Source organism: Oerskovia sp. Root22 (assembly GCF_001429135.1).
In the GTDB taxonomy this organism is placed as follows: Bacteria; Actinomycetota; Actinomycetes; order Actinomycetales; family Cellulomonadaceae; genus Oerskovia; species Oerskovia enterophila.
The window spans coordinates 399,787-422,906 of record NZ_LMIL01000007.1 but is presented as its reverse complement, the minus strand read 5'-3'; the positions used below and the strand labels follow the sequence as shown (position 1 = coordinate 422,906).

Genomic DNA, 23,120 nt, shown 5'->3' with positions numbered 1-23,120 from the left:
TGTCCCGCATGACGAGGATCGTGGCCGGGACGGTCGGAGGACGCAGCCTGCAGGTGCCCCCCAAGGGCACGCGGCCCACGAGCGACCGGGTGCGCGAGGCGATCTTCTCGCGCCTCGAGCACTACGGGGTCCTCGAGGGGGCCTACGTCCTGGACCTGTACGCGGGCTCGGGCGCGCTGGGCCTGGAGGCGGCCTCGCGCGGCGCGCAGAAGGTCGTGCTGGTCGACGCCGCGCGCGTCGCCGCGGAGGTCTGCCGGACCAACGTGAGGACCCTCGGTCTGACGAACGTGCAGGTCGTCCAGGACAAGGCCGAGAAGTTCGTCCTGTCGCCGCCGACGACCACGTGGGACGTCGTCTTCATCGACCCTCCCTACGACCTCGCGGAGGCCGTGGTCGCCGAGCTCCTCCGGCAGCTCTCCGCGACGTCGGCGCTCGTCGAGGACGCGGTCGTGGTCGTCGAGCGCTCGACGCGCAGCCCCGAGCCGCAGTGGCCCGCGGGGTGGGAGCTGCTCGCCCGCAAGGACTACGGCGAGACGGCCGTGTACTACGCGGGTCCGGCTGCGACCGAGGAGTCCGCGGCCGCCGACGCGCCCTGAGCGACCTAGAGCGCGGCAGGGGCGGCGGGCGCGCGCAGCGACGTCTCGTCGAGCAGGCCCACGGGAACACGGTCCAGCTCGTCGGCCGGGACCAGCTCGACGCGCTCTCCCGCGACCGAGGCCAGCAGCGCGCGCGTCGGCGCGTCGTCCGCGAGGCTCCCCTCGCTGTCCACGAAGTACTCGCGCAGGAACGTGCGCAGCGGGGCCGCCGGCACGCTCGTCGCCGTGGGGTCCTCGGTCGCGAGCGTCATGAGCAGCAGGGCGGGCACACGCTCGGCGCCGGGTGCGTTGCCGGGCTGGAAGTACGGCACCGCCAGGACGCGTCCGCCGTGGCGCGCGTAGAACCGTAGCCGCGCCTCGGGGTCCCCGTGCGCCTCGCTCGCCGAGTGGAAGCCCGGGTGCTCGACCTCGCCCAGCACCATGGCGGGGCGCAGGTTCGTCAGCCATGCGGCCACGGCCGCCCCGAGGAGCGCCGCGCCGATCCCGCCCCCGCGCCGCCCCGGCGCGATCGCCAGGTACTGCACGAGCAGGACGCGCGCCTCGGCCGACCACGAGCCGACGACGCCGGCCACCACACGCCCGGCAGGCGCCTCGCCCGGCTCGCCGTCCGCCGTGCCCGACCCGGGCCCAGCCGCACCCTGTCTGCTCGGGGGAGCGGCGCCGTCGGGCACCTCCACGACCCCCAACGACTCCAGATGCCCCGCCGCGTGGTCCGCGAGGAACGACGAGAGCGAGACCAGCTCCGCAGGCGGGAACGACGGGCTCAGCACGTCCCGGTAGAGCTGCGTGAGCTGCTCGACCGAGCGGAGGGGGACGACGACGGGACCGGACTGGGGAGACATGGCACCCATCCTGCCGCGCCCGCGCCCTGCGCGCGGCCTGACGCGGCCCGCGGCAGGCCCTGACCTGCCCGGATTCCCGGGGGGCGTGTACTACCGTGGCAAGGTGACCATCGCCGTCTGCCCGGGGTCGTTCGACCCCCTCACCCTCGGCCACCTCGACATCGTCCGCCGAGCGCGGTCGCTGTTCGACGAGGTCGTCCTGGGGGTCGCCCGCAACTCGTCCAAGTCCGCGCTCCTGAGCGCCGAGCAGCGCGTCGAGATCGCCCGCGCCGCGCTCGACGCGAGCCCGGGACTCGAGGACGTGCGCGTCGCGATCGTCCCCGGCCTCCTCGTGGACTTCTGCCGCGAGGTCGGTGCCGTAGCGGTCGTCAAGGGCCTGCGCGGAGGCGCGGACTTCGACGCCGAGCTGCCCATGGCCCTCATGAACCGCCACCTCGTGGGTGTCGAGACCGTGTTCGTCCCGGGCGACCCCGCCCTCGCCCACGTCGCGTCCTCGCTCGTCAAGGACGTGGCCCGCTTCGGGGGGCCGGTCGACGACCTGGTCCCGGCGGGGGTGGGCGACCTCGTGCGCCAGGCGCTCGCGGACCGCGCGGCCGGCTCGACGCCCGCGGCAGAGCAGACGCGGCAGGCGCAGCAGGCGACCCCCACCACGGAAGGAACAGGCCGATGAACGACCACCCGCTCGCGCAGACCGAGGACGAGGCCCAGACCGAGGCCGGGCTCCACGTGATCCTCGACGACCTGGCCCACCTCGTCGAGACCGCCCGGGCCATGCCCATGTCGTCCTCGGTCCTGGTCCACAAGGCCGACGCCCTGGCACTCGTCGACGAGATGCGCCGCGCGCTGCCCGAGCAGCTCGCGCACGCCGACGAGGTGCTCGCGGAGGCCGACGCGGTCCTTGCGGAGGCGAACAGGCAGGCCGAGGACATCCTCACGACGGCGCGCGCCCGCGCGATCGAGCTGGTCCAGAAGGAGCAGGTCGCGGTGCAGGCCGAGTCGCGGGCCCACGCGATCGTCGAGGACGCCGAGCGGACCGCCGCCGAGCTGCGGGTCGACGCCGACGACTACTGCGACCGTCGCCTCGCCGAGTTCGAGGTGGACCTGGGCAAGGTCATGGCGCAGGTGCACGCCGGGCGGGCCAAGCTCGCCCAGCGCATGGGGGAGCTCCAGGGAGCCGAGGGCTCGGGGGAGTAGGTCGCGGGGCCGCGGACAGCCTGTCCGATCCGGGTCAGTTCGCGAGGTTAGACGGCGGTTCGGTCATGCCGTAAGATGGTCCGTTGGTCCTGCCTGTCATCGGCTGGGGCCGAGGTGCACGTTCATCTCCCTGAGATCCCCCTGGTTCTTGCGGGACTGGCGTGCGCGCTGTGACCTTGAACACCTGGTGACCCGCTCGGGTCGCTGACAACCCGTGGAGGAACCCATCACTCTCGACTCGCGCTCGCCTCTTGTGCTCGACACCTACGAGCTCGGTCGGCGTCCCGGATCGATGCGTGAAGTGACTCGCTCGGTCAAGGCTCCGGCAGACCTCGGTACCGTCGTGATCGGCATCCCTGAAGGCATTGATCTCGAGCTGGACGTCCGGCTCGAGTCGGTGATGGACGGGGTCCTGGTGACAGGGACTGCCCAGGCCCAGGCGGTCGGGGAGTGCGTGCGGTGCTTGGAACCGGTGACGGCTGACGTCGTCGCGGACATCCAGGAGCTGTTCGTGTATCCCGAGCGTGCGAAGGCCGCGGCAGAGTCCGGTGACGACGAGGACGAGGTGTACGAGCTCGAGGGCGACCTGATCGATCTCGAGCCCACGCTTCGGGATTCCGTCGTCACTGCACTACCATTCAGACCGTTGTGTCAGCCCGATTGCCAGGGCCTGTGCTCCGAGTGCGGAGCACGTCTGGCTGAGGATCCTGATCACTCGCACGACATTGTCGATCCCCGGTGGTCGGCACTACAGAGCATGCTCGAGGATCCGAGCGTGTCCGACGAGACGAAAGAGAGCTAGCCGTGGCTGTTCCGAAGCGCAAGATGTCGCGCAGCAACACCCGTGCGCGTCGTTCGCAGTGGAAGACCACCGCCGCGAACCTCACGACCTGCCCGCAGTGCAAGGGCGACAAGCTGTCGCACGCTGCGTGCCCGACCTGCGGCACCTACAAGGGCCGTCAGTACGTCGAGGCGCTGCGCACCGAGCACGCAGGCTGAATAGTGTGACGCCGGAAGCCCCTGCGGCCGCCGGTCTTCTCGAGAGGCTCGGGATCCACCTGGATCCCGAGCTTCTCGTGCTTGCACTGACGCACCGTTCGTTCGCCCACGAGCACGGCGGCATCCCCACCAACGAGCGCCTCGAGTTCCTCGGGGACACCGTGCTGGGGCTCGTCGTGACCGAGGCGCTGTACCGCCGCCACCCGGACCTGCCGGAGGGCGAGCTCGCCAAGATGCGCGCCGCCACGGTCTCGCAGAAGTCGCTCGCCGCGATCGCGCGCGACCTGGGCCTCGGCGGGTACATCCTGCTCGGCAAGGGCGAGATCCGGACCCGCGGCAACGACAAGGACTCGATCCTGTCGGACACCGTCGAGGCGCTGATCGGTGCGACCTACCTGAGCCACGGCCTCGAGGTCGCTCGCGACCTGGTGCACCGGCTCGTGGACCCCACGCTCGCCGTCGCCGCTGACCTGGGCGCAGGACTCGACTGGAAGACCTCTCTCCAGGAGTCCGCCGCGGCCCGCAACCTGGGTGCTCCGGCCTACGCGAGCACGGGCGACGGCCCCGACCACGCCCGCACCTTCACGTCCGAGGTCTCGCTCGACGGCGTCGTCTACGGCACCGGCCACGGCTCGGCCAAGAAGTACGCCGAGCAGGAGGCCGCCGAGATGGCGTACCTCGCCATCCAGAAGCTGCCGCTGCCCACCTCGGCCGGGGGCACGGACGCACGGGCGGACCAGGACGAGCACCTCGACGAGCCGGGCACCGTTGCCTGAGCTCCCCGAGGTCGAGACCGTCCGTGACGGTCTCGCCCGCCACGTCACCGGACGCACGGTCACGGGCGTCGAGGTCCTGCGCGACTACTCGGTCCGTCGTCACGAGGGTGGCCCGGAGAGCTTCCGCGGCCAGCTCGTGGGGCAGCGCGTGGGCGCCGCGGTCCGCCGCGGCAAGTACCTGTGGCTCCTCCTGGAGGAGACGTCGGGCGCGGTGGCCGTCGAGTCCGGCGACCTGCCCGACGGCGCCGCGCCCGCGGGCGGGCACGTCACCGCGCTCATGGCGCACCTGGGCATGAGCGGCCAGCTCCTGGTCCGGTCAGGGAGCGCCGCGGTCGAGAAGGTCCCACACCTGCGGGTCCGGCTCGAGCTGTCCGGGCTCGCCGGCGAGGACGAGGCGGACGCGCCGCGCACCCTCGACTTCGTGGACCAGCGCACGTTCGGGCACCTGTCCGTGACGGACCTCGCACCGACCCCCGACGGTGCGCCCGGAGGCTGGGGGTCGCCCCTCGCGGAGATCCCCGAGCCCGCCGCGCACATCGCGCGCGACCTGCTCGACCCCGCGCTGCGGCGCGACGACCTCGCACGGGCGGTGCGCCGTCGTCGGACCGGGATCAAGCGCGCGCTGCTCGACCAGCGCCTCGTGTCCGGCGTCGGCAACATCTACGCCGACGAGGCCCTGTGGCGCGCCGGGCTCCACTACGCGCGCCCCACCGACACCCTGCGACTGGCCGAGGCGCACCGCGTGCTCGACGCCGCCGAGGAGGTCATGCGAGAGGCCCTCGCCCAGGGCGGGACCAGCTTCGACGAGCTCTACGTCAACGTCAACGGCCAGTCCGGGTACTTCTCGCGCTCGCTCGCGGTGTACGGGCGCGAGGGCGAGGAGTGCACGCGCTGCGGGGCGCTCGTGCGGCGCGACGAGTTCATGAACCGGTCGTCGTACACGTGCCCCGTCTGCCAGAAGGTGCCGCGGAACGCGCGCTGGTAGGTGCACCTGGCGGTGGTCGCGCCGGGCGTGTGCGCGACGTTCCTCTCGCATCGCCCCTCAACGGGGCCCTCGGACGGATGAGTTGTCAGAACGTGGCCGGTCTATGGCCCGGCCACGTTCTGACAACTGGTCCACTGCGGGATCGCGGGACTCAGCGCGGGACCACGTTGCGCAGCGGGCGGCCCGCGCGCAGGTTCTCCAGGTTCTCCAGGACCAGGGCCGACGCGCCCTGCGGTCGGCCTCCCGCGACGTGGGGGGTCAGGATCGTGCGCGGGGCGTCCCACAGCGGTGAGTCCGCCGGGAGCGGCTCGATCTCCGTCACGTCCAGCGCGGCGCCGCCCAGACGGCCCTCGCGCAGCGCGGCGACCAGGGCGACCTCGTCGACCGTCGCTCCGCGGCCCGCGTTGACGAACCACGCGTGGTCCGGGAGCTGGGCGATGCGGGCGGCGTCGAACGCGTGGCGCGTCGCCGGGACCGCGGGCAGCAGAGAGACCAGGACGTCCGTCGTCGCCAGGACCCGTGGCAGGTCCGCGTCGGTCACGACGGGGAAGCCGAACCGGTCGCCCGCGGTGCTCGCGACCCCCGTGACGCGGGCCCCGAGCGCCGCGTAGAGCGGTGCGAGCGCGGCCGCGATCGAGCCGAAGCCCCAGATCGTGACCTGCGCACCGTGCAGCGTGAAGCGCGAACTCGTCGCCGGGTCGGCCTGCTCGTCTCCCAGCGCCGAGTCCCACCGGTGCTCGCGCTGCGCCGTGCCCAACCGGTCGAGCCGCCGGACCGCCGCGAGCGTCAGGGCCAAGGTGTGCTCGGCCACGGGGCCGTCGTGCAGCGACCGACCGTTGGTCACGACCACGTCCGGGGCGAAGCCCGCCGCGAGGATCGCGTCAGGCCCTGCGGCGAGGGTCTGGACCCAGCGCAACCGGGGCAGGTGCGCGGCGGCGTCCGCGAGGTTCGCGGGGGTGTTGGCCCAGGCGACCAGGACCTCGGCGTCGCGGTGCTCGACCGGGAGGGGCGCTCCGCCGTCGTACTCGACGAACACGTCCCGTGCTCCGCCTGCGCTCGCTGCGGTGTCGCCGGACCCCTGGGGCGTGAGGTCGAGCGGGAGGGAGTCGGGGACGAGGATCTTCACGCGTGGCTCCAGACGAGGGCGAGGGCGGTGCGGGCGGGACCGGCGGCCGGGGCATCGGCGGGACGGTCCGTCGACGCTATCAGCGCGACGGGCCCGACCGTCCCGGCGTGTCGCGGGCGGGCCAGGTGCCGCCCGTTCCGGGAGCGCAATCCCCGGCCGGGCGATATGTTCGCAACGTCTGGCACGTTCGAGCGGTTCTCGGCGACCCGTCCGTCCAGGGGGGTCTCGGCGGCACGGAGGAAAGATGGCCTCACCCACAGCGGAGCCGGGCGGTCCGGGGACGCCCTCGTCGGTCACGTCGGAGAGGCGCGGCGCCCCGCCCACCCGCGAGGAGATGCGCGCGGCGATCACGGCCCGCACCCCCAAGAACTACATCACGTGGCTGATGCTCGCGTTCATGATCACGTCGTCGGTCGCGAGCCTGCGTGCTGCGCCGACCATGGCGGTCTACGGGCTGTCCGCGGTGTTCCTCTACATCGTGCCCGCGATCGTGTTCCTGCTGCCGACGTCGCTCGTCTCGGCCGAGCTGGCCTCCGGGTGGTCCGGCGGCGTGTACCGGTGGGTCGCGGACGGCATCTCGAAGCCTGCGGGGTTCCTGGCGATCTGGTGCCAGTTCGCCATGACGATCTTCTACTACCCGAGCCTCCTCGGGTACGTGGCGAGCACGTTCGCGTACGTCATCAACCCCTCGCTCGCGAGCAACGGGCTGTACGTCGCGATCGTGATCGTGGTGCTGTTCTGGACGGGCGTGTGGGTGTCGTCGCAGGGCACCAAGACCGTGGCGGGCCTCTCGAGCTTCGGGCTCATCATCGGGACCCTGGTTCCCGGGGCGCTGCTCGTGATCCTGGGGCTCGTGTTCCTCGGGCAGGGCAACACGTCGGCGGCCCCGATGGACGCCTCGCACCTGCTGCCCCAGTGGACCGGGATCGCGTCGCTCGTGCTCGTGGTCAACAACTTCCTGTCCTACGCGGGCATGGAGATGAACGCCGTGCACGTGACCAGCCTGCGCAAGCCGGCCAAGGAGTTCCCGCGCTCGATGTTCCTCGCGATCGGCCTGGTGCTGCTGATCTTCATCCTCCCGGCGCTCGCGATCAGCTGGGTCATCCCGGCCGACCAGCTCAGCCTGACGGCGGGGGTCATGCAGGCGTTCGACGCGTTCTTCGCGAACTTCGGCGTGAGCTGGCTGACGCCGATCCTGGGCCTCATGCTCATCGCGGCCTCGCTCGGTGGCATGCTCACCTGGCTCGCCGGACCGTCCAAGGGCCTGCTGACCGTGGCGCGCGAGGAGGGCTACCTGCCGCCCTTCCTGCAGAAGCTCAACAAGCACGGGGTCCAGCAGAACATCCTGGTCTCGCAGGGCCTGGTGACCACGGTGATCGCGCTGCTCTACGCGTTCATCCCGGACGTCTCGAGCTCCTACTGGATCCTCTCGGTCATCACGACGCAGGTGTACCTGATCATGTACCTCCTGCTCTTCGTGGCGGCCGTCCGGCTGCGGCGGAACAAGCCCGACCACCCGCGCGGGTACCGCGCACCGGCGCTCACGCTGCTGTGCACCGTCGGATTCCTCGCCTCGGTCGCGGCCATGATCATCGGCTTCGTGCCCCCCGCCCAGTTCTCGAGCGGCAGCAGCGGGGTCTACCTGCTGATCGTCGGCGGCGGGCTCGGGGTCGTCGGCATCCTGGTCCCCGCGCTCTTCTACTTCCTGCGCAAGCCCCACTGGAAGAACCCCGACAACGTCGGGGGCCCGGAGGAGCCGCTCGTCGACGCTCCCGCCGACGGACCGAAGGAGGCGTGACATGACCACGACGTCGACGACGGGTGGGCCTGGCGGAACCGACGGTCTGCCGCAGCACGAGGACGAGCCGGACGGCACCCGGCGCTGGATCGTCTACACCGCGGCCGCGATCCTGGCCGTCGGGGTCGGGATCCTCATGGCCGTGCTGTACAACAGCTACCACGCCTCGCAGGACCGCGAGCTCGCCGAGCAGCGGGCAGCCGAGCTGCACGGCAAGTTCGAGGAGATCGGGATCACGGCGTTCGACGAGGACCAGATCGTCGCGGTGCTGGGCGCCGACGGCGGCGGCTTCTGCAGCGACCCGGCCGCCCTGGTGAAGGCGACGGCGAACCTCGGGTCCACGAACGGGGCCACGGGCCCCGGCAGCAGGCCGTCGCTCGTCGACGAGCGACGGCTCGCAGGGGACCGCCTCGTGATCGAGGTCTACTGCCCCGAGCAGCTCGACGAGTTCGACGACTACGTCGACTCCCTCAACCTCGACGAGAACACGACCAACCAGGAGGAATCGTGAGCAGCGCCCCGGAAGATCTCACGCCCGTGCAGGAGCAGGTCGCGTCACTGCTGCCCCGAGCCCTCGACGACCTGCGGACCCTGGTCGCGATCCCGTCGGTCGCCGACGAGCGGCTCTTCCCCCGCGAGGACTGCGAGAGCGCCGCGCACTGGGTAGCCGACGCCTTCCGCGCCGAGGGGATCGACGACGCCCGCCTGGTCGAGACCCCCGACGGGTCGAACGTGGTGCTGGGCTACCGCCCCGGCCCACCCGGGGCCCCCACGGTGCTCCTCTACTCGCACTACGACGTGCAGCCCCCGCTCGACGACGCCGCATGGCACACGCCACCGTTCGAGCTCACCGAGCGCGACGGACGCCTGTACGGTCGCGGGTCGGCCGACTGCAAGGGCAACATCGTCACGCACCTCACGGCGCTGCGCGCCCTCCGGGCGCTCGGCGGCGACGACTTCCCGGTGGGTGTCCGGATCGTCATCGAGGGGTCCGAGGAACAGGGTACGGGCGGCCTGGACCAGTACGTCGAGGCCCACCCGGGCGAGCTCACCGCGGACGCGATCCTCATCGCCGACACGGGCAACGCGACGCTGGGCCTCCCCACGCTCACGGTGTCCTTGCGCGGTGCGACCAACGTCGTCGTGACGGTCGAGGCGCTCAAGGGCGAGATCCACTCGGGCATGTTCGGCGGCGCGGCGCCCGACGCGCTCGCGGCCCTCGTCCACCTCCTGTCCTCGTTGCGCGACGAGGAGGGGAACACGACGATCGACGGCATCCCCCCGGAGATCGCCGACGCCACCTGGCCGGGCGTCGACTACGACCCGGACCAGTTCCGCAGCGACGCCGGGATGCTCGAGGGCACCCGGCTCCTGGGGTCGGGGCGCGTCTCCGACCAGCTGTGGGCCCGGCCGGCCGTCACGATCCTGGGGATCGACGCCCCGAACGTGGTGGGCTCGGCCGCAGCGATCCAGCCCCGGGCCGCGGCCCGGCTCAACCTGCGGGTCCCGCCGGGGGCGGACGCGCAGGACCTCCAGGACAAGCTCGTGGCCCACCTGGAGAACCACGCGCCCTGGGGTGTCAAGGTCACGACGACGCGCGACGCCGTCGGGCAGCCGTTCCAGGCCCGGACCGACGGGCACGTGTTCGACACGCTCTCGCGTGCGCTGGCCGACGCGTTCGGCAAGGAGACCGTCACGGCGGGCCAGGGCGGGTCGATCCCGCTGTGCAACGTGCTCGCGTCCGAGTACCCCGACGCGCAGATCGTGCTGCTCGGCGTCGAGGAGCCCGCGTGCCTCATCCACGCGCCCAACGAGTCGGTCGCGCCGAGCGAGATCGAGCAGCTCGCGGTGGGCGAGGCGCTGTTCCTGTCCCGGCTGGGGGCAGGGGCGTCCCAGGGCTGAGGCGGCGACGGAGGGCTACCGCCCGGCTGCCGCCTCCTGCGCGAGCGCCCACCGGTAGCCCTCGTCGCGCGCGATCAGCTCGGCGTGGGTGCCGCGTGCGAGCACGGTCGCGGGGCTCTCGGGGTCGGCGTCGTCGGTCCGGCCGAGGAGCAGCACCTCGTCGGCCGCGGCGAGCGCCGAGAGCCGGTGGGTCGCGACGACCACGCCTCGCCCGCGCGTCCGGGTGGTCTCCACGAGGTGGGTGAGCAGCTCGTCGGCGGTCGCCGGGTCGAGGTGCTCGGCGGGCTCGTCGACGAGCAGCAGGGGAGCGGGGGCCAGCAGGGAGCGTGCCACGAGGAGCCGACGGCGCTCCCCGCCCGAGATGGTCGTCGCGTCCGGTCCGAGGGTCGTGCCGACGCCGTCGGGCAGTCCAGCGAGCCACTCGCCGAGCCCGACCTCGACCAGCGCGGCCTCGGCCTCGTCCGGGGTGACGTCGCCGCGGGCGACGCGCAGGTTCTCGAGCAGCGTGGTGTCGAAGACGTGCCCGTCCTCGGCGACGAAGACGACCTGGTGCGCGACGTCGTCGGGCGGCAGGGACGAGATCGGGGAGCCGTCGAGGCTCACGTGTCCCGCGACCTGCGGGATGAGACCCGCGGTCGTCATGAGCAGGGTCGTCTTGCCGACGCCCGAGGGGCCCACGATCGCGACCGCCCGCCCGGGGCTGACCGTGAGGTCGATCCCGGTCACCGCTGCGCGACCGTTCCAGCCGCACGAGGCGTCGGCCACGGTGACCTCAGGGACGGGGGCCACGGCTTCCGAGGTGTCAGAAGTGGCCCGGGGGATGGCCCGGTGTGCTTCTGACAACCTGGTGTCGCCAGCATGCGTGTCAGAAGTGGACCCGGGCGTCGCCCGGTGCGCTTCTGACAGGTCAGCGGGGCCGGGGTTCGTGGCAGAGACCGCGGTGGACCCGGTGGACCCGGTGGACCCGTCGTTCCCCGCGAGCACCTCGGTCCCGGCCGCCGCGTCGAGCAGCTCCATGATGCGCCGCGCGGCCTGGCGCGACCGGTGCATCTGCACAGCTGCGGCGGGCAGCACGCCCGCGGCCTCGAACACCGCGAGCGGCGTCAGGACGATCACGGCGAGCTCGACCGGAGCCAGGGTCCCCGCCGCGACCGCGGGGATGCCGAGCAGCAGGGAGGCGAGCACGGCGAGCCCGATCGCGGCGTTGTTGATCGCGGCGGCCGTGCCCGAGGTCCGTGCCCCGGAGTCGGTCACCGCGGCGAGCTCACGGTCGGTGCGCCGCAGCGCGTCCATGCGCTGGGAGAGCCGACCCGAGACCGTGAGCGGTCCCGAGCCCTCGAGCGTCTCGAGCACCGTGGACGTCATCTCGGCGCGGGCGGCCGCGCCGCGCTCCTCGGTGCGGCGCGCGGCCCGCGCGGAGAGCCACGGGCCCAGGACGCCTGCGAGCAGGAGGCACAGGAACAGGGCGACGCCCGCCGAGGGCAGGAACACCCCGACCAGGATCACCGAGCCTGCGGACACCACGAGGGCCACGCCCGCGGGGATGATCGCGCGCACGACGACGTCGCCCACCGCGTCGACGTCGGCGCCCACGCGCGCGAGCAGGTCGCCGCGGCGGACACCCGCGACCGCGGCTGTCCGCCCGGAGGCCAGCGAGGTGTAGACGTTGGCGCGGAGCGAGGCCATACCGCGCAGCGCGACGTCGTGCGAGGCCAGTCGCTCGAGGTAACGGAACACCCCGCGCGAGATACCGAACGCGCGCACGGCCACGGTAGCGACCGAGAGCTGGAGCACGGGAGGCATCTGCGAGGCGCGCGCGATGAGCCACGCCGCGACGGCCGCGAGCCCGACCGAGCTGGCCAGCGCGAGCGAGCCCAGCCCGATCGCGCGCGCGGCGCGTCCCCAGCTCACGTCGAGGAGCCGCACCGCGCGCCACAGGGGATCGGCGCCCGCGCCGTCGGCCGTGCCGGCGCCGCGGACGGGAGAGTCGCGGGACGTGTCGAGGGCGCTCATGCGACGGCTCCAGACGAGGTGGGTGAGGAGGTGGGAGCGTCGGCAGCATCGCCGGGGGTCGGGGGCAGCGCGGCCGAGGAGACCGTCACGACCTGGTCGGCGAGGTCGACGAGGCTCGTGCGGTGCGCGACCACGACGACCGTGCGTCCCTGGTCGCGCCAGGCCCGGACGGCGTCGAGCACGGCGCGCTCGCCGCGCGCGTCGAGGTGCGCCGTGGGCTCGTCGAGCACCACGAGCGGCACGCGCGACGGGTCGCCCAGCAGGGCCGCGGTGAGGGCCACGCGCTGACGCTGGCCCACGCTGAGCCCCACGCCGCCCTGGCCGATCGGGGTCGCCCAGCCCTCGGGCAGGACGTCCAGCACGGCGTCGAGCCCCGAGAGCCGCGCGGCCTCCGCGAGGTCGTCGTCGGAGACCTCGCGCCCGTCGAGCACGACCTCGCGCACAGTTCCCGGCGTGAGCGTGGGCCGCTGGGGCACCCACGCGACCTGCGGCCACCACGTGGCAGGGTCGATCTCGGCGAGATCGACGGGCTCGCCGTCGCGAGGGGTCACCACGACGCGCCCGGCGTCGGGCGCGAGCAGGCCGAGCAGGACCAGCGCCGTGGTCGTCTTGCCGGACCCGCTGGGCCCGGTCAGGGCCACCACCGTGCCCGACGACGGAGCGCCCGACGCGGAGCCCGCCTCGCCGGCAGCGGAGCCGAACGTCGTCGTGAGCGCCGCGGGGGCGAGCACGTCGCGGTCTCCCGCGCGCACGCTCACCCCCTCGAACGAGATCCGAGCACCGGCCAGGGAGGGCGCGGGCGTGGTGCCGACGGGACGCAGCGGTTCGTCGAGCACCTCGAACGCCTGGTTGGCCGCGGCGATCCCGTCGGTCGAGGCGTGGAAGTGCATCCCGACCTGGCGCAGCGGCAGGTAGACCTCGGGGGCCAGCACCAGCACCGCGAGCGCGGGCTCGAGCCCGACCTCGCCGTACACGAGGCGCAGCCCGATCCCGACCGCGACGAGCGCGACCGACAGGGTCGTGAGCAGCTCGAGGACCATGCCGGACAGGAACGCGACGCGCAGCGTCCCCATGGTGGCCCGGCGGTTGGCGTCGCCGAGCGCCCTGACCCGCTTCTCGGGCCCGTGCTCGCGACCGAAGGCGCGCAGCGTCGGCAGCCCGGCCATGAGGTCGAGCACCTGGGAGCCCAGGCGCTGCATGACCTCGAGCCGCCGTTCGGACGTCCCCGCCGTGAGCTGGCCCACGAGGATCATGAAGACCGGGATGAGGGGGATCGTGACCGCGATGATGATCGCGGAGATCCAGTCGAGGCCCAGGACCACCGCGAGCGTCGCGGGGGTCACGGTCGCCGCGAGCAGGAGCTGCGGCAGGTACCTGACCATGTACGGCTCGAGGTCGTCGAGCCCGCGCGTCGCGAGCGTCGCGACCGCCGGACCGCGGCCGGTCGCCAGCCAGCGGGGGCCCAGGGCCACCGCATGGCTGACGACCTGCTCGCGGAGCTCCGCGACCGTCTTGGTCGCAGCCTTGAGCGCGAACCGCTCCTGCGCCCACGCGACCCCGGCGCGCACCGCCACGACCGCACCGAGCAGCGCGAGGGGAGTGCCGACGTCGGGCAGCGAGAGGCTGCCCTGGATCGCGGGGGCCAGGACGCTCGCGATGAGCAGCGCCTGCGCCACGACGAGCCCGGCCGTCACGAGGCCGAGCACCGCCGTGAGCACGACGTACCCGCGGGCCGCCCGCGCCTGGCGCAGGAGCCGTGGATCGAGGGGCTTCACTCGGAGGTGTCCCCGGTGCCGCGCTTGCGCGAGCCCGACGACGTCGCGCCCGTCCCGGCGTCCTTCTCGTCCTCGGCGGGGGTCAGGTCGAGCGACCTGGCACTGCCCGACGACGGGCCACCGAACGCGGCGTCCTTGATCTTGGTGAGCGACAGGCCGATGGGCGGCGGGACGTCCTTGGTCGAGAGGCGGCGGCGGAACACCCAGTAGGTCCACGACTGGTAGAGCAGCACGACCGGGACGAGGATCACGGCGACCCAGGTCATGACGGTCAGCGTGTACTGCGTCGAGGACGCGTTGTCGATGTTCAACGAGTTCGCGGGGTCGTGGGCCGGCATCACGTCGGGGTACATGGACCCGAAGATCAGGACCGTCGCGGCGAGGATCGCGAGCGCGGAGAACAGGAACGCCCAACCCTCACGCGCCTTGGCGTTGGCGATCACGACGCCGACCAGGGCGAGAGCCGCGACGACGACCGCTGCCCACGTCCACGGCACCGAGTAGGCGACCTGGGCCCACACGGCCCAGCCGCCGGCCACGACGACCGCGGCGACCGAGAAGTACCCGGCCAGGCGGCGCGCCTTGACCCGCACCTCGCCGTCGGTCTTGAGGGCGATGAAGACCGCACCGTGCATGAGGAACAGCACGAGCGTCGTGAGGCCTCCGAGGAGCGCGAAGGGGCTGAGCAGGGCCCAGAATCCGCCGACGTACTGGTGCGCGGCGTCGAGCTCGACCCCGCGGACGAGGTTGGCGAACGCGACGCCCCACAGGATCGCGGGGATCCACGAACCGAAGATGATCGCCTGGTCGCAGCGCGCCCGCCAGCGGTCGTCGTTGATCTTTCCGCGGTACTCGAACGCGACACCGCGCACGATCAGCGCGAGGAGGATCAGCAGCAGCGGGATGTAGAAGCCCGAGAACAGCGTCGCGTACCACTCGGGGAACGCCGCGAACGTCGCGCCACCCGCCGTGATGAGCCAGACCTCGTTGCCGTCCCAGACCGGGCCGATCGTGTTGATGATGAGCCGGCGCTCGGTGTCCTGCTTCGCCTTGTCCTTGTTGCGGGACAGGATCGGCATGAGCATGCCGACACCGAAGTCGAATCCTTCGAGGACCAGGTAGCCGATCCACAGGATCGCGATGAGCACGAACCAGAGAATGGTGAGTTCCATGAGTACTGGGTCTCCTTGAGCCGTCAGAGCGCGTCAGTACGCGAAGGACAGGGGGCGTTCGGACTCGTCGGTCGAGTCCGGGTCGTCGGGGTCGCCCTTGGCGCGCGCCTCGGGGGAGTCGTCGTGCACGGTCTCCGGCACGCCCTCGACCGTGTAGCGGTGGATGAGCTTGAACCAGACGACCGCGAGGGCCCCGTACACGAGCGTGAAGACGATCATGGAGGTCAGCACCACGCCCGGGCCGACGACCGTGGACACGCCGCGCTCGGTGAGCAGGCGGATCGAGTCGATGCCTGACGGGTTGGGGGCCACGACCCACGGCTGACGTCCGGTCTCGGTGAAGATCCAGCCGAACGACGACGCGATGAACGGCATGGGGATGGCCCAGATCCCGACGCGTGCGAACCACTTGTTGTCGGTGACCTTGCCCTTGCGGGTGAGCCACAGCGCCATGAGCGAGAGCGCGATCGAGCCGACCGCGAACCCGATCATGAGGCGGAAGCTCCAGTAGGTCAGGCCGAGGTTGGGGGAGTAGTTGACCGGCTCGCCGTCCGCGGTGACGTCGCCGTAGCGCTCGGTCATGGACTGCTGGACCTCGTCGACGCCCGGCAGCGGGGCAGTGAAGCTGCCCTTGGCGAGGAACGACGTCATGCCGGGGATCTCGAGGATGTGGTTGACGCCCTCGCACGAGTCGGACAGGTCGCCGATCGCGAGGATGGAGAACGGCGCGCCGTCGGGAGAGCTCTCGCACAGGGCCTCGGCGGCTGCCATCTTCATGGGCTGCTGCTGGAACATCAGCTTGGCCTGGAAGTCACCGCTGACCGCGACGCCGAGCCCCGCGATGATCATGGTGATGACGCCGAGCGTGATCGCCGGACGGTAGACGCTGCGGGCGAGTTCGATGTTCTCGGCCTTCTTGGTGCGCACCAGACGGACCATCCACCACGCGGCGATGCCGGCCACGAACGTGCCCGCGGTGAGGAACGCAGCGGCCACGGTGTGCGGGAACGCCGCCCACAGCGTGTTGTTCGTGAGCACCGCGCCGATGTCGTTCATCTCGGCACGGCCGGTCTCGGGGTTGTAGATGGTCCCGACCGGGTGCTGCATCCACGAGTTGGCCGCGAGGATGAAGAACGCGGAGAGGTTCACGGCGATCGCGACGGCCCAGATGCACGCGAGGTGCACGCGCTTGGACAGGCGGTCCCAGCCGAAGATCCACAGGCCGAGGAAGGTCGACTCGATGAAGAACGCGGCGAGCGCCTCCATGGCGAGCGGGGCACCGAAGACGTCTCCGACGAAGCGCGAGTACTCGCTCCAGTTCATGCCGAACTGGAACTCCTGCACGATCCCCGTCACGACGCCGATCGCGAAGTTGATGAGGAGCAGCTTGCCGAAGAACTTGGTGAGCTTGAGCCACCGCTCGTTCCCCGTGCGGACCCATGCGGTCTGCATGATGGCGACGAGGGGAGCGAGCCCGATCGTCAGCGGCACGAAGATGAAGTGGTAGACGGTCGTGATGGCGAACTGCCACCTCGCGAGATCGAGGACGTCCACAAACGCTCCTGGGGGGTTCCTGGGGGCTACCGGGGGATTCTGAGGGTGAGCTCAGGGCAGGGTCAGCAGTCGTACTCCTGACGCTAGGACCAATCTGCACCATCGGCGAGGCAGGGAAGCGCCAAAACTCTCGGGAAACGACAGTTTGTGAGAACCTTCACAAGGTCCGGATCGGGACCTTGGTCCTCTGGACGACACGGCACCCGACCCTGTACCTGCCCATCTGATCGACCTCGGCTGTGCGATACTTGACCAAGCCGGGGGGACCACATCTCCCACTGGCCCAGTACGTGCTCGTCGCAACCGCGATCCGCGGCTCGCGGAGCGCCGCCGACCGGGATGAATGGCCCGGACGGCGAGGCGCCCCCCGCCGCTCGCCCTTGCTCGAGCCGCCACCGCCGACTTCCGTCGCGGGGACGACAGCGCTGTGATGCGCACGCCCCGGCCGACGACTACCGCCCGAGGGGCCGCACGATGTGGGGGCGATCCTTCGGGGTACCAGGAGCGCATCGCGTGACCCTCGACAACACCCCTGACACGACGAGCCCGTCGAACGGTCAGGACGCAGCACCCGCCAAGAAGCCGGCCCGACGACGGGTCACGCGCACCACGGCGGCCCCCGGCACCCCGGACGCACCGTCCGCAGCCCAGATCACCCTCCCTGCCGTCACGTCGCCCGCTCAGCCGCCCGCGGCGAACCCCTCTGCGCCCACGGGCTCGCTCGGCATCGAGCTGCCCACGGCCGAGGCCGCGCCGCGCCGCTCGCGCCGTGTCGTGCGACCGACCACCACGCCGGTCGAGGCTCCCGCCGCTCCGGCGACCGCGGAGCCCGTCGCCGAGAAGGCTCCCGCGCAGGAGCCGGTCGTCGAGAAGCCTGCCGCCGAGAAGGCCGTGTCCGCCCCCGCCGTGCAGGACGCCCCACCCGCAGCCCCGCGTCGCGGCGGCAAGCGCGGCGCCGCAGCCCGTGCCGCCGCCGACGCGCCCGTGCTGGACGTGCTGTCCGAGCTGGGCCTGGCGCCCGCCGCCGAGCAGGACGCCCCGGCCGAGAAGCCGGCCCGCGCCCGTCGGACCCGCAAGCCTGCCGCGGAGGCCGCCGTGACCGAGGCTGTTGCCCCTGTCGAGACCCCGGCCACCGAGGTCACTGCTCCCACCGAGCCCGACGCTCCCACCGAGCCCGCCGCACCGCGGGCCGCCACGCGTCGCCGGGCGACGCGTTCGAGCGCTGTCGAGGCGGCCCCGGTCGAGGCGCCCGCCTCCGTCGAGGAGCCGGCCGAGGCCGCGCCGGTCGAGAAGGCCCCGGCCAAGCGTCGCCGTGCGACCTCGAAGACGGCCACGACCGCCGCGCCGGCCGAGGCCGTTGCCCCGGTCTCCGAGGCCCCGGCTGCCGAGGCTCCGGCCGAGCCCGCCGCGCCCAAGGTCCGCTCGCGCCGCGTCAACAAGGTCTCCGCGGCCCAGGCTGCTCAGGCAGCCGCCGCTCCCGAGGCCCCCGCCACGGAGTCCGCTCCCGCGCCGTCGACCGCGTCGACCGGCGGCGGCTCCGCGACGCCGCGCCTCGCGACGACCGCGCTGCTCTTCCAGGCTCCCGACCCCGCCGCTGCGCCTCGTCGCTCGCGCCGCGTCGTGCGCCCCACGACGTCCCCGTTCGCGGCGGACGCCATGCCGAGCTTCGCGACGCCGACCGCCCGGACCCCCGAGGAGCCCGCGGCCCCGGCCGAGGCCCCCGCGGCTCGCGTCGAGCCGGCTCGCCGGGCCCCGGTCGCCGAGCAGGCCCCCGAGCCCGCCGTCGAGCAGCGGACGGAGGCTCCGGCGCGCACCCGCGGCGGACGCGGACGTTCTGCCCGTCGTGGCGCGGGGGCTCCCGCGTCGGCAGGCAGCACCGCAGCTCCGACCACCCAGCCCGCAGCCGAGGCAGCCCCGGTCGCCGCACCCGAGGTGGCCCCGGCCGCTGCGGAGATCGTGCTCGTGGGCGCGGACCTCGCCGCTGTCGAGGAGATCGAGCTGATCGAAGCAGAGCTCGTCGCCGAGGGCGTCGAGATCCCGGCCGACGCGCTCGAGCTGGACGACCTCGACCTCGTGGTCGAGGGTGACGACGTCGCCGAGCCCGCACCCGCCTCCGACGTCGAGGAGGACGACGCGCCGCGTCGCCGTCGTCGCCGCGGTGGACGCGGTCGCCGTTCGCGCGGTGGCGAGTCGCGAGCCGACGGCACCGAAGGCTCTGACGGTGACGAGTACGGGGACGACGAGTCCTCGCACGAGCAGCAGGCGTCGTCCACCGACGCGACCGACGCGGCCGAGCCCTCGGCCGAGGCCGAGGACCAGCACGACGAGCACACCGACGAGCACGACGGCGAGGAGGGTGCCGGTTCGAGCCGTCGCCGTCGTCGTCGCCGCCGTGGCGGTCGCCCCGAGTCGGGCGACAGCGCGGGCGTCACCGTGACGACCTCGTCGTCGACCCGCACGCGGACCCGCGAGCGCAGCAGCAGCGTGTCGGACGAGGTGACCGCGCTCAAGGGCTCGACGCGCCTCGAGGCCAAGCGCCAGCGCCGTCGCGAGGGCCGCGACGCGGGCCGCCGCCGCCAGATCATCACCGAGGCCGAGTTCCTCGCGCGCCGCGAGTCGGTCGAGCGGGCGATGGTCGTGCGCGAGAAGAACGGTCGCACGCAGATCGCGGTGCTCGAGGACGGCGTGCTCGTCGAGCACTACGTCTCCCAGCAGTCGCAGGTCTCGATGGCCGGCAACGTCTACCTGGGCCGTGTCCAGAACGTGCTGCCCTCCATGGAGGCCGCGTTCATCGACGTGGGCAAGGGCCGCAACGCGGTCCTGTACGCCGGTGAGGTCAACTGGGACGCGGTCGGCCTGGACGGCCAGCCGCGCCGCATCGAGCAGGCGCTCAAGTCGGGCGACTCGGTGCTCGTGCAGGTCACCAAGGACCCGATCGGCCACAAGGGTGCGCGCCTCACGTCGCAGATCACCCTCGCCGGCCGCTACCTCGTGTTCGTCCCCGGCGGCGGCATGACGGGCATCTCGCGCAAGCTCCCGGACACCGAGCGTGCGCGCCTCAAGAAGATCCTCCGCGAGATCGTCCCCGAGGGCTCGGGCGTCATCGTCCGCACCGCCGCCGAGGGGGCGAGCGAGGACGAGCTGCGCGCCGACGTCGAGCGCTTGCAGGGCCAGTGGGAGGCGATCGAGAAGAAGTCGAGGTCGGCCTCTGCCCCGGCGCTGCTCCAGGGCGAGCCCGACCTCGCGATCCGCGTCGTCCGCGACATCTTCAACGACGACTTCAGCTCGCTCGTGGTCTCGGGCGACAACGCCTGGAACGAGATCTCGAGCTACGTCGCCGAGCTCGCGCCGGACCTCAAGGAGCGCGTCTCGCGCTGGACGTCGGAGAAGGACGCCTTCTCGGCGCACCGCGTCGACGAGCAGCTCGCCAAGGGCATGGACCGCAAGGTCTGGCTGCCCTCGGGCGGTTCGCTCGTGATCGACCGCACCGAGGCCATGACGGTCGTCGACGTCAACACGGGCAAGTTCACCGGTTCCGGTGGCACGCTCGAGGAGACCGTGACGCGCAACAACCTCGAGGCCGCCGAGGAGATCGTCCGCCAGCTCCGTCTGCGCGACATCGGCGGCATCATCGTCATCGACTTCATCGACATGGTGCTCGAGTCCAACCGTGACCTCGTGCTCCGCCGCCTGGTCGAGTGCCTGGGCCGTGACCGGACCAAGCACCAGGTCGCCGAGGTCACCTCGCTCGGCCTGGTCCAGATGACCCGCAAGCGCGTGGGGCAGGGCCTGGTCGAGGCGTTCAGCGAGACCTGCGACCACTGCAACGGTCGCGGCTTCATCGTGCACACCGATCCGATCGAGAAGTCGGGCGGCTCGAACAACGGCGGCGGGCAGCAGCACCAGCACGCCCCGGCGCCTGCCGCTCCGGCAGCGGAGGAGCCCGCCGCCGAGGCGGAGGGCTCGCGGTCGCGCTCGCGCCGCAAGCGTGTGACCAAGGAGAGCGCACCGGTCGCCGCGGCTCCCGCGGTGCCGGTCCTGCCCGAGGTCACGTCGGAGGCCCGCGAGGCCGTCAAGGCCACGCTCGCGACGATCGCCGCAGCAGCGGCGCACGCCCACGAGCACGAGCACGACGGCGTCGCACCGGTCGAGGAGACCGTCACCTCGGAGGTCATCACCGAGGCCGAGGCCGAGGCCGAGGTCGTGGGCGTCGAGACCGTCCTGACGGACGTCGAGGCCGTGGAGGGCGCCCCGGAGGTCGCCGACGAGGGCCAGTTTCCGGTCTCGGGAGACGAGTCCGGAGCGGCAGTCGAGCCTGGAACGACAGTCGAGCCTGGAACGGCAGTCGAGCCTGACGCCGAGCCGGCCACCGCTGGCGACGAGGCTGCTGGGGAGCCTGCGCCGACGGCTGGGCTGAACGACGAGGAGACGGTCGCGGACGACGAGTCGCGCGACGACTCCTGACCTGCTGAAGGACACGTGACGGCGAGGGACCCGCGGGTGCCGGTCTACGGCGTCGGGCATGCTGCCCGGCTCCGAGGCTGGCGGCCCGCGGACCTCGCCGTCTTCCGTGAGTGGCTGCGGCCCCATCACGAGTGGCACGACTGGGACGGGCCGTACTACCCCGTGCCCGACGACGCGCAGGCAGACGCCCGCGTCGCGGCCCTGGCTGCGGCCCCTGCCGGGGCGGCGGACGGGATGCCGCCTCGGACCGTCGTGGTCGCCGACGCCGACGACCGGTTCGTGGGGACCGTCTCCTGGTACTGGGAGTCGCAGGAGACGTCGTGGGCGCGCATGGGCGTCGGGGTCTACGACCCGGCCGTTCGTGGGCGGGGTATCGGGCGCGAGGCGCTCGCCCTGTGGACCACCTACCTGTTCCAGGTGACCGACTGGGGTCGGCTCGACTTCGCGACGTGGTCGGGGAACCTGCCCATGCTGGGGGTCGGACGCAGCCTCGGGTTCGTCGAGGAGGGACGCTTCCGCGATGCACGGATCGTGCGCGGGGAGCGGTACGACGCGGTGGTCATGGGGGTGCTCCGCAGCGAGTGGGAAGCACGCGCCTGACCTTCGGCGGGCCCGTGTCGGACGCCGGTGCTGTACTGGCCCGGTGGAGGACGTGAGGCGGGGACGGGTCGAGGTCATCAGCGGGCCCATGTTCGCGGGCAAGACCGAGGAGCTGCTGCGGCGTGTGCGCCGGGCGCAGATCGCGGGGCGCCGCGTCGAGGTCGTGCACCACGAGCTCGACGACCGGCGCGGCGAGGGAGTCGTCAGCTCGCACTCCGGCCTGGGCATCCCGTCGCGTCCTGCGGCATCGGCAGCCGAGATCCTGGACCGCCTCGACCCGTCGGTCGAGCTCGTGGCGGTCGACGAGGCCCAGTTCTTCGGGCCGGACCTCCTCGACGTCGTGCAGCGCGGTGCCGACGGCGGCCTCGTGATGATCGTCGCGGGCCTCGACGTGACGTTCGACGGCCGGCCGTTCGAGCCCATCCCGGCCCTGGGGGCCCTCGCCGAGCGTGCCGACCGTCTCACGGCCGTCTGCACGGTCTGCGGCGAGGACGCCCCCTTCCACGAGCGCGTCGTCGCCGCCGCGGACGGGGACGCCCTGACGGCGGGTGCGGAGCACGTCGGCGGCCTCGAGTCCTACCAGGCGCGGTGCCGGGTCCACTTCTCGGCGGCGCGCTGGCGTACGGGCACTCCCGGTGCAGCGGCTCCTGACGACCCGACGGTCACGAGCCGATGAGCGGGACAAAGCTGTAGGTGCCGTGCCGGCTCGTGACGGTGCCCGTCAGGTGCTGCTCGACGAGCACCAGGACGTGCTGCACGGGGATCACGAGGCGCCCGCCGATCGCGACCTGGTCGACCAGCTCCTGCGGCAGGACCTGGGCGGCCGCCGACACGAGGATGCGGTCGTAGCCGCCCATCGTCGGGCGCCCCAGGAGTCCTGGCTCTGCGACCTCGATCCGCGCCCAGGACATCGGGTAGCTCGCGAGGTTGGAGGCCCCCCACTCCGCGAGGTCCGGGTCGATCTCGACCCCCACGACGCTGCCACCCGGGCCGACGAGATGAGCCAGCAGCGCGGTCGTCCACCCCGAGCCCGACCCCACGTCCAGCACGCGCGCCCCGCGCGGCACCTGGAGCAGCCGGAGCGTGTCGGCGACAGTCCGTGGCTGCGAGTTCGTCTGCCCGTGCCCGATCGGCAAGGGTCGGTCGTCGCGCGCGTACGGGCGCTGGTTGCGCGGCAGGAAGCGCCGCCGGTCGATCGCGGACATCGCTGCTGCGACGTCGCGCGCGGTGGTCTCTTGAACCCTGTGACCGTTCGGCACGTCGGATCGCCTCCTCGGGACCTGCTTCCAGGGTAGGACGACGAGGCGGCGGAGGGGCGGGGAGC

General features: G+C 72.6%; 20 protein-coding genes. 13 read left to right on the top strand and 7 right to left on the bottom strand.

What is annotated here, in order from left to right; translation table 11 throughout:
* The first annotated feature begins 8 nt into the window (after positions 1-8).
* Positions 9-596 (top strand): 16S rRNA (guanine(966)-N(2))-methyltransferase RsmD, encoded by a 588-nt coding sequence (gene rsmD / locus ASE15_RS06855; RefSeq protein WP_056648456.1) that lies wholly within the window; start codon positions 9-11, stop codon positions 594-596.
* Positions 597-601: 5 nt separating this feature from the next.
* Here the strand turns inward: rsmD and ASE15_RS06850 are convergent, their stop codons facing one another.
* Positions 602-1,438, bottom strand: a complete 837-nt coding sequence (locus ASE15_RS06850) for a hypothetical protein (RefSeq protein ID WP_056762366.1) — start codon at positions 1,436-1,438, stop codon at positions 602-604.
* Between the two features lie 103 nt (positions 1,439-1,541).
* Between ASE15_RS06850 and coaD the strand changes: the two genes are divergently transcribed.
* From coaD to mutM, 6 genes are all read left to right on the top strand, one after another.
* Positions 1,542-2,108: a pantetheine-phosphate adenylyltransferase gene (coaD, locus tag ASE15_RS06845; protein WP_082608740.1), complete on the top strand. Its 567-nt coding sequence runs from the start codon at positions 1,542-1,544 to the stop codon at positions 2,106-2,108.
* Positions 2,105-2,632, top strand: a complete 528-nt coding sequence (locus ASE15_RS06840; RefSeq protein ID WP_056648460.1) for a hypothetical protein — start codon at positions 2,105-2,107, stop codon at positions 2,630-2,632. Before coaD ends, ASE15_RS06840 begins: the two co-directional genes overlap by 4 nt.
* A 214-nt stretch (positions 2,633-2,846) precedes the next feature.
* On the top strand, positions 2,847-3,434 hold the full coding sequence (locus tag ASE15_RS06835; RefSeq protein ID WP_056762364.1) for a DUF177 domain-containing protein: 588 nt from the start codon (positions 2,847-2,849) through the stop codon (positions 3,432-3,434).
* Positions 3,435-3,436: 2 nt separating this feature from the next.
* Positions 3,437-3,631, top strand: coding sequence for a 50S ribosomal protein L32 (gene rpmF, locus ASE15_RS06830; protein ID WP_056648464.1), 195 nt, complete (start codon positions 3,437-3,439; stop codon positions 3,629-3,631).
* A gap of 5 nt (positions 3,632-3,636) precedes the next feature.
* Positions 3,637-4,407: a ribonuclease III gene (gene rnc, locus ASE15_RS06825; RefSeq protein ID WP_235534218.1), complete on the top strand. Its 771-nt coding sequence runs from the start codon at positions 3,637-3,639 to the stop codon at positions 4,405-4,407.
* Positions 4,400-5,392, top strand: coding sequence for a bifunctional DNA-formamidopyrimidine glycosylase/DNA-(apurinic or apyrimidinic site) lyase (gene mutM / locus ASE15_RS06820; RefSeq protein WP_056762363.1), 993 nt, complete (start codon positions 4,400-4,402; stop codon positions 5,390-5,392). The genes rnc and mutM overlap by 8 nt, the downstream gene beginning before the upstream one ends.
* Before the next feature lie 151 nt (positions 5,393-5,543).
* On the opposite strand, the gene ASE15_RS06815 is transcribed toward mutM, so the two are convergent.
* Positions 5,544-6,518 carry an NAD(P)-dependent oxidoreductase gene (locus ASE15_RS06815; protein WP_056762362.1) on the bottom strand — a complete coding sequence of 325 codons (975 nt, stop codon included), beginning with the start codon at positions 6,516-6,518 and terminating at the stop codon, positions 5,544-5,546.
* A gap of 244 nt (positions 6,519-6,762) precedes the next feature.
* On the opposite strand from ASE15_RS06815, the gene ASE15_RS06810 reads away from it, so the two are divergent.
* Genes ASE15_RS06810 through ASE15_RS06800 form a run of 3 tightly spaced genes read left to right on the top strand, consistent with a single transcriptional unit; the run spans position 6,763 to position 10,218 of the window.
* Complete coding sequence (locus tag ASE15_RS06810; RefSeq protein WP_235534215.1) at positions 6,763-8,316, top strand: APC family permease; 1,554 nt, start codon at positions 6,763-6,765, stop codon at positions 8,314-8,316.
* 1 nt (position 8,317) lies between these two features.
* Complete coding sequence (locus ASE15_RS06805) at positions 8,318-8,827, top strand: hypothetical protein (RefSeq protein WP_056648471.1); 510 nt, start codon at positions 8,318-8,320, stop codon at positions 8,825-8,827.
* The gene (locus ASE15_RS06800; RefSeq protein ID WP_056762360.1) at positions 8,824-10,218 is read left to right on the top strand and encodes a dipeptidase; all 1,395 of its coding nucleotides are present in this window, start codon (positions 8,824-8,826) and stop codon (positions 10,216-10,218) included. Before ASE15_RS06805 ends, ASE15_RS06800 begins: the two co-directional genes overlap by 4 nt.
* A 15-nt stretch (positions 10,219-10,233) precedes the next feature.
* On the opposite strand, the gene ASE15_RS06795 is transcribed toward ASE15_RS06800, so the two are convergent.
* The 4 genes from ASE15_RS06795 to ASE15_RS06780 are packed head-to-tail and all read right to left on the bottom strand — an operon-like array spanning position 10,234 to position 16,732.
* Entirely contained in the window at positions 10,234-12,231 is a 1,998-nt protein-coding gene (locus ASE15_RS06795) for an amino acid ABC transporter ATP-binding/permease protein (RefSeq protein ID WP_056762357.1), read from the bottom strand.
* Entirely contained in the window at positions 12,228-14,006 is a 1,779-nt protein-coding gene (gene cydD / locus ASE15_RS06790) for a thiol reductant ABC exporter subunit CydD (RefSeq protein WP_056762355.1), read from the bottom strand. Before cydD ends, ASE15_RS06795 begins: the two co-directional genes overlap by 4 nt.
* The gene (cydB, locus tag ASE15_RS06785; protein WP_082618262.1) at positions 14,003-15,178 is read right to left on the bottom strand and encodes a cytochrome d ubiquinol oxidase subunit II; all 1,176 of its coding nucleotides are present in this window, start codon (positions 15,176-15,178) and stop codon (positions 14,003-14,005) included. The genes cydD and cydB overlap by 4 nt, the downstream gene beginning before the upstream one ends.
* Positions 15,179-15,211: 33 nt before the next feature.
* Positions 15,212-16,732 carry a cytochrome ubiquinol oxidase subunit I gene (locus ASE15_RS06780; protein ID WP_056648478.1) on the bottom strand — a complete coding sequence of 507 codons (1,521 nt, stop codon included), beginning with the start codon at positions 16,730-16,732 and terminating at the stop codon, positions 15,212-15,214.
* Positions 16,733-17,245: 513 nt separating this feature from the next.
* Here ASE15_RS06780 and ASE15_RS06775 point away from each other — a divergent pair.
* Genes ASE15_RS06775 through ASE15_RS06765 form a run of 3 tightly spaced genes read left to right on the top strand, consistent with a single transcriptional unit; the run spans position 17,246 to position 22,472 of the window.
* Complete coding sequence (locus tag ASE15_RS06775; protein WP_235534213.1) at positions 17,246-21,196, top strand: Rne/Rng family ribonuclease; 3,951 nt, start codon at positions 17,246-17,248, stop codon at positions 21,194-21,196.
* A 15-nt stretch (positions 21,197-21,211) separates the two neighbouring features.
* Positions 21,212-21,796: a GNAT family N-acetyltransferase gene (locus ASE15_RS06770; RefSeq protein ID WP_235534212.1), complete on the top strand. Its 585-nt coding sequence runs from the start codon at positions 21,212-21,214 to the stop codon at positions 21,794-21,796.
* A gap of 43 nt (positions 21,797-21,839) precedes the next feature.
* On the top strand, positions 21,840-22,472 hold the full coding sequence (locus ASE15_RS06765) for a thymidine kinase (protein ID WP_255354254.1): 633 nt from the start codon (positions 21,840-21,842) through the stop codon (positions 22,470-22,472).
* On the opposite strand, the gene ASE15_RS06760 is transcribed toward ASE15_RS06765, so the two are convergent.
* On the bottom strand, positions 22,459-23,001 hold the full coding sequence (locus ASE15_RS06760) for a protein-L-isoaspartate O-methyltransferase (RefSeq protein WP_056648481.1): 543 nt from the start codon (positions 22,999-23,001) through the stop codon (positions 22,459-22,461). The genes ASE15_RS06765 and ASE15_RS06760 overlap by 14 nt on opposite strands.
* Between the last annotated feature and the right edge of the window lie 119 nt (positions 23,002-23,120).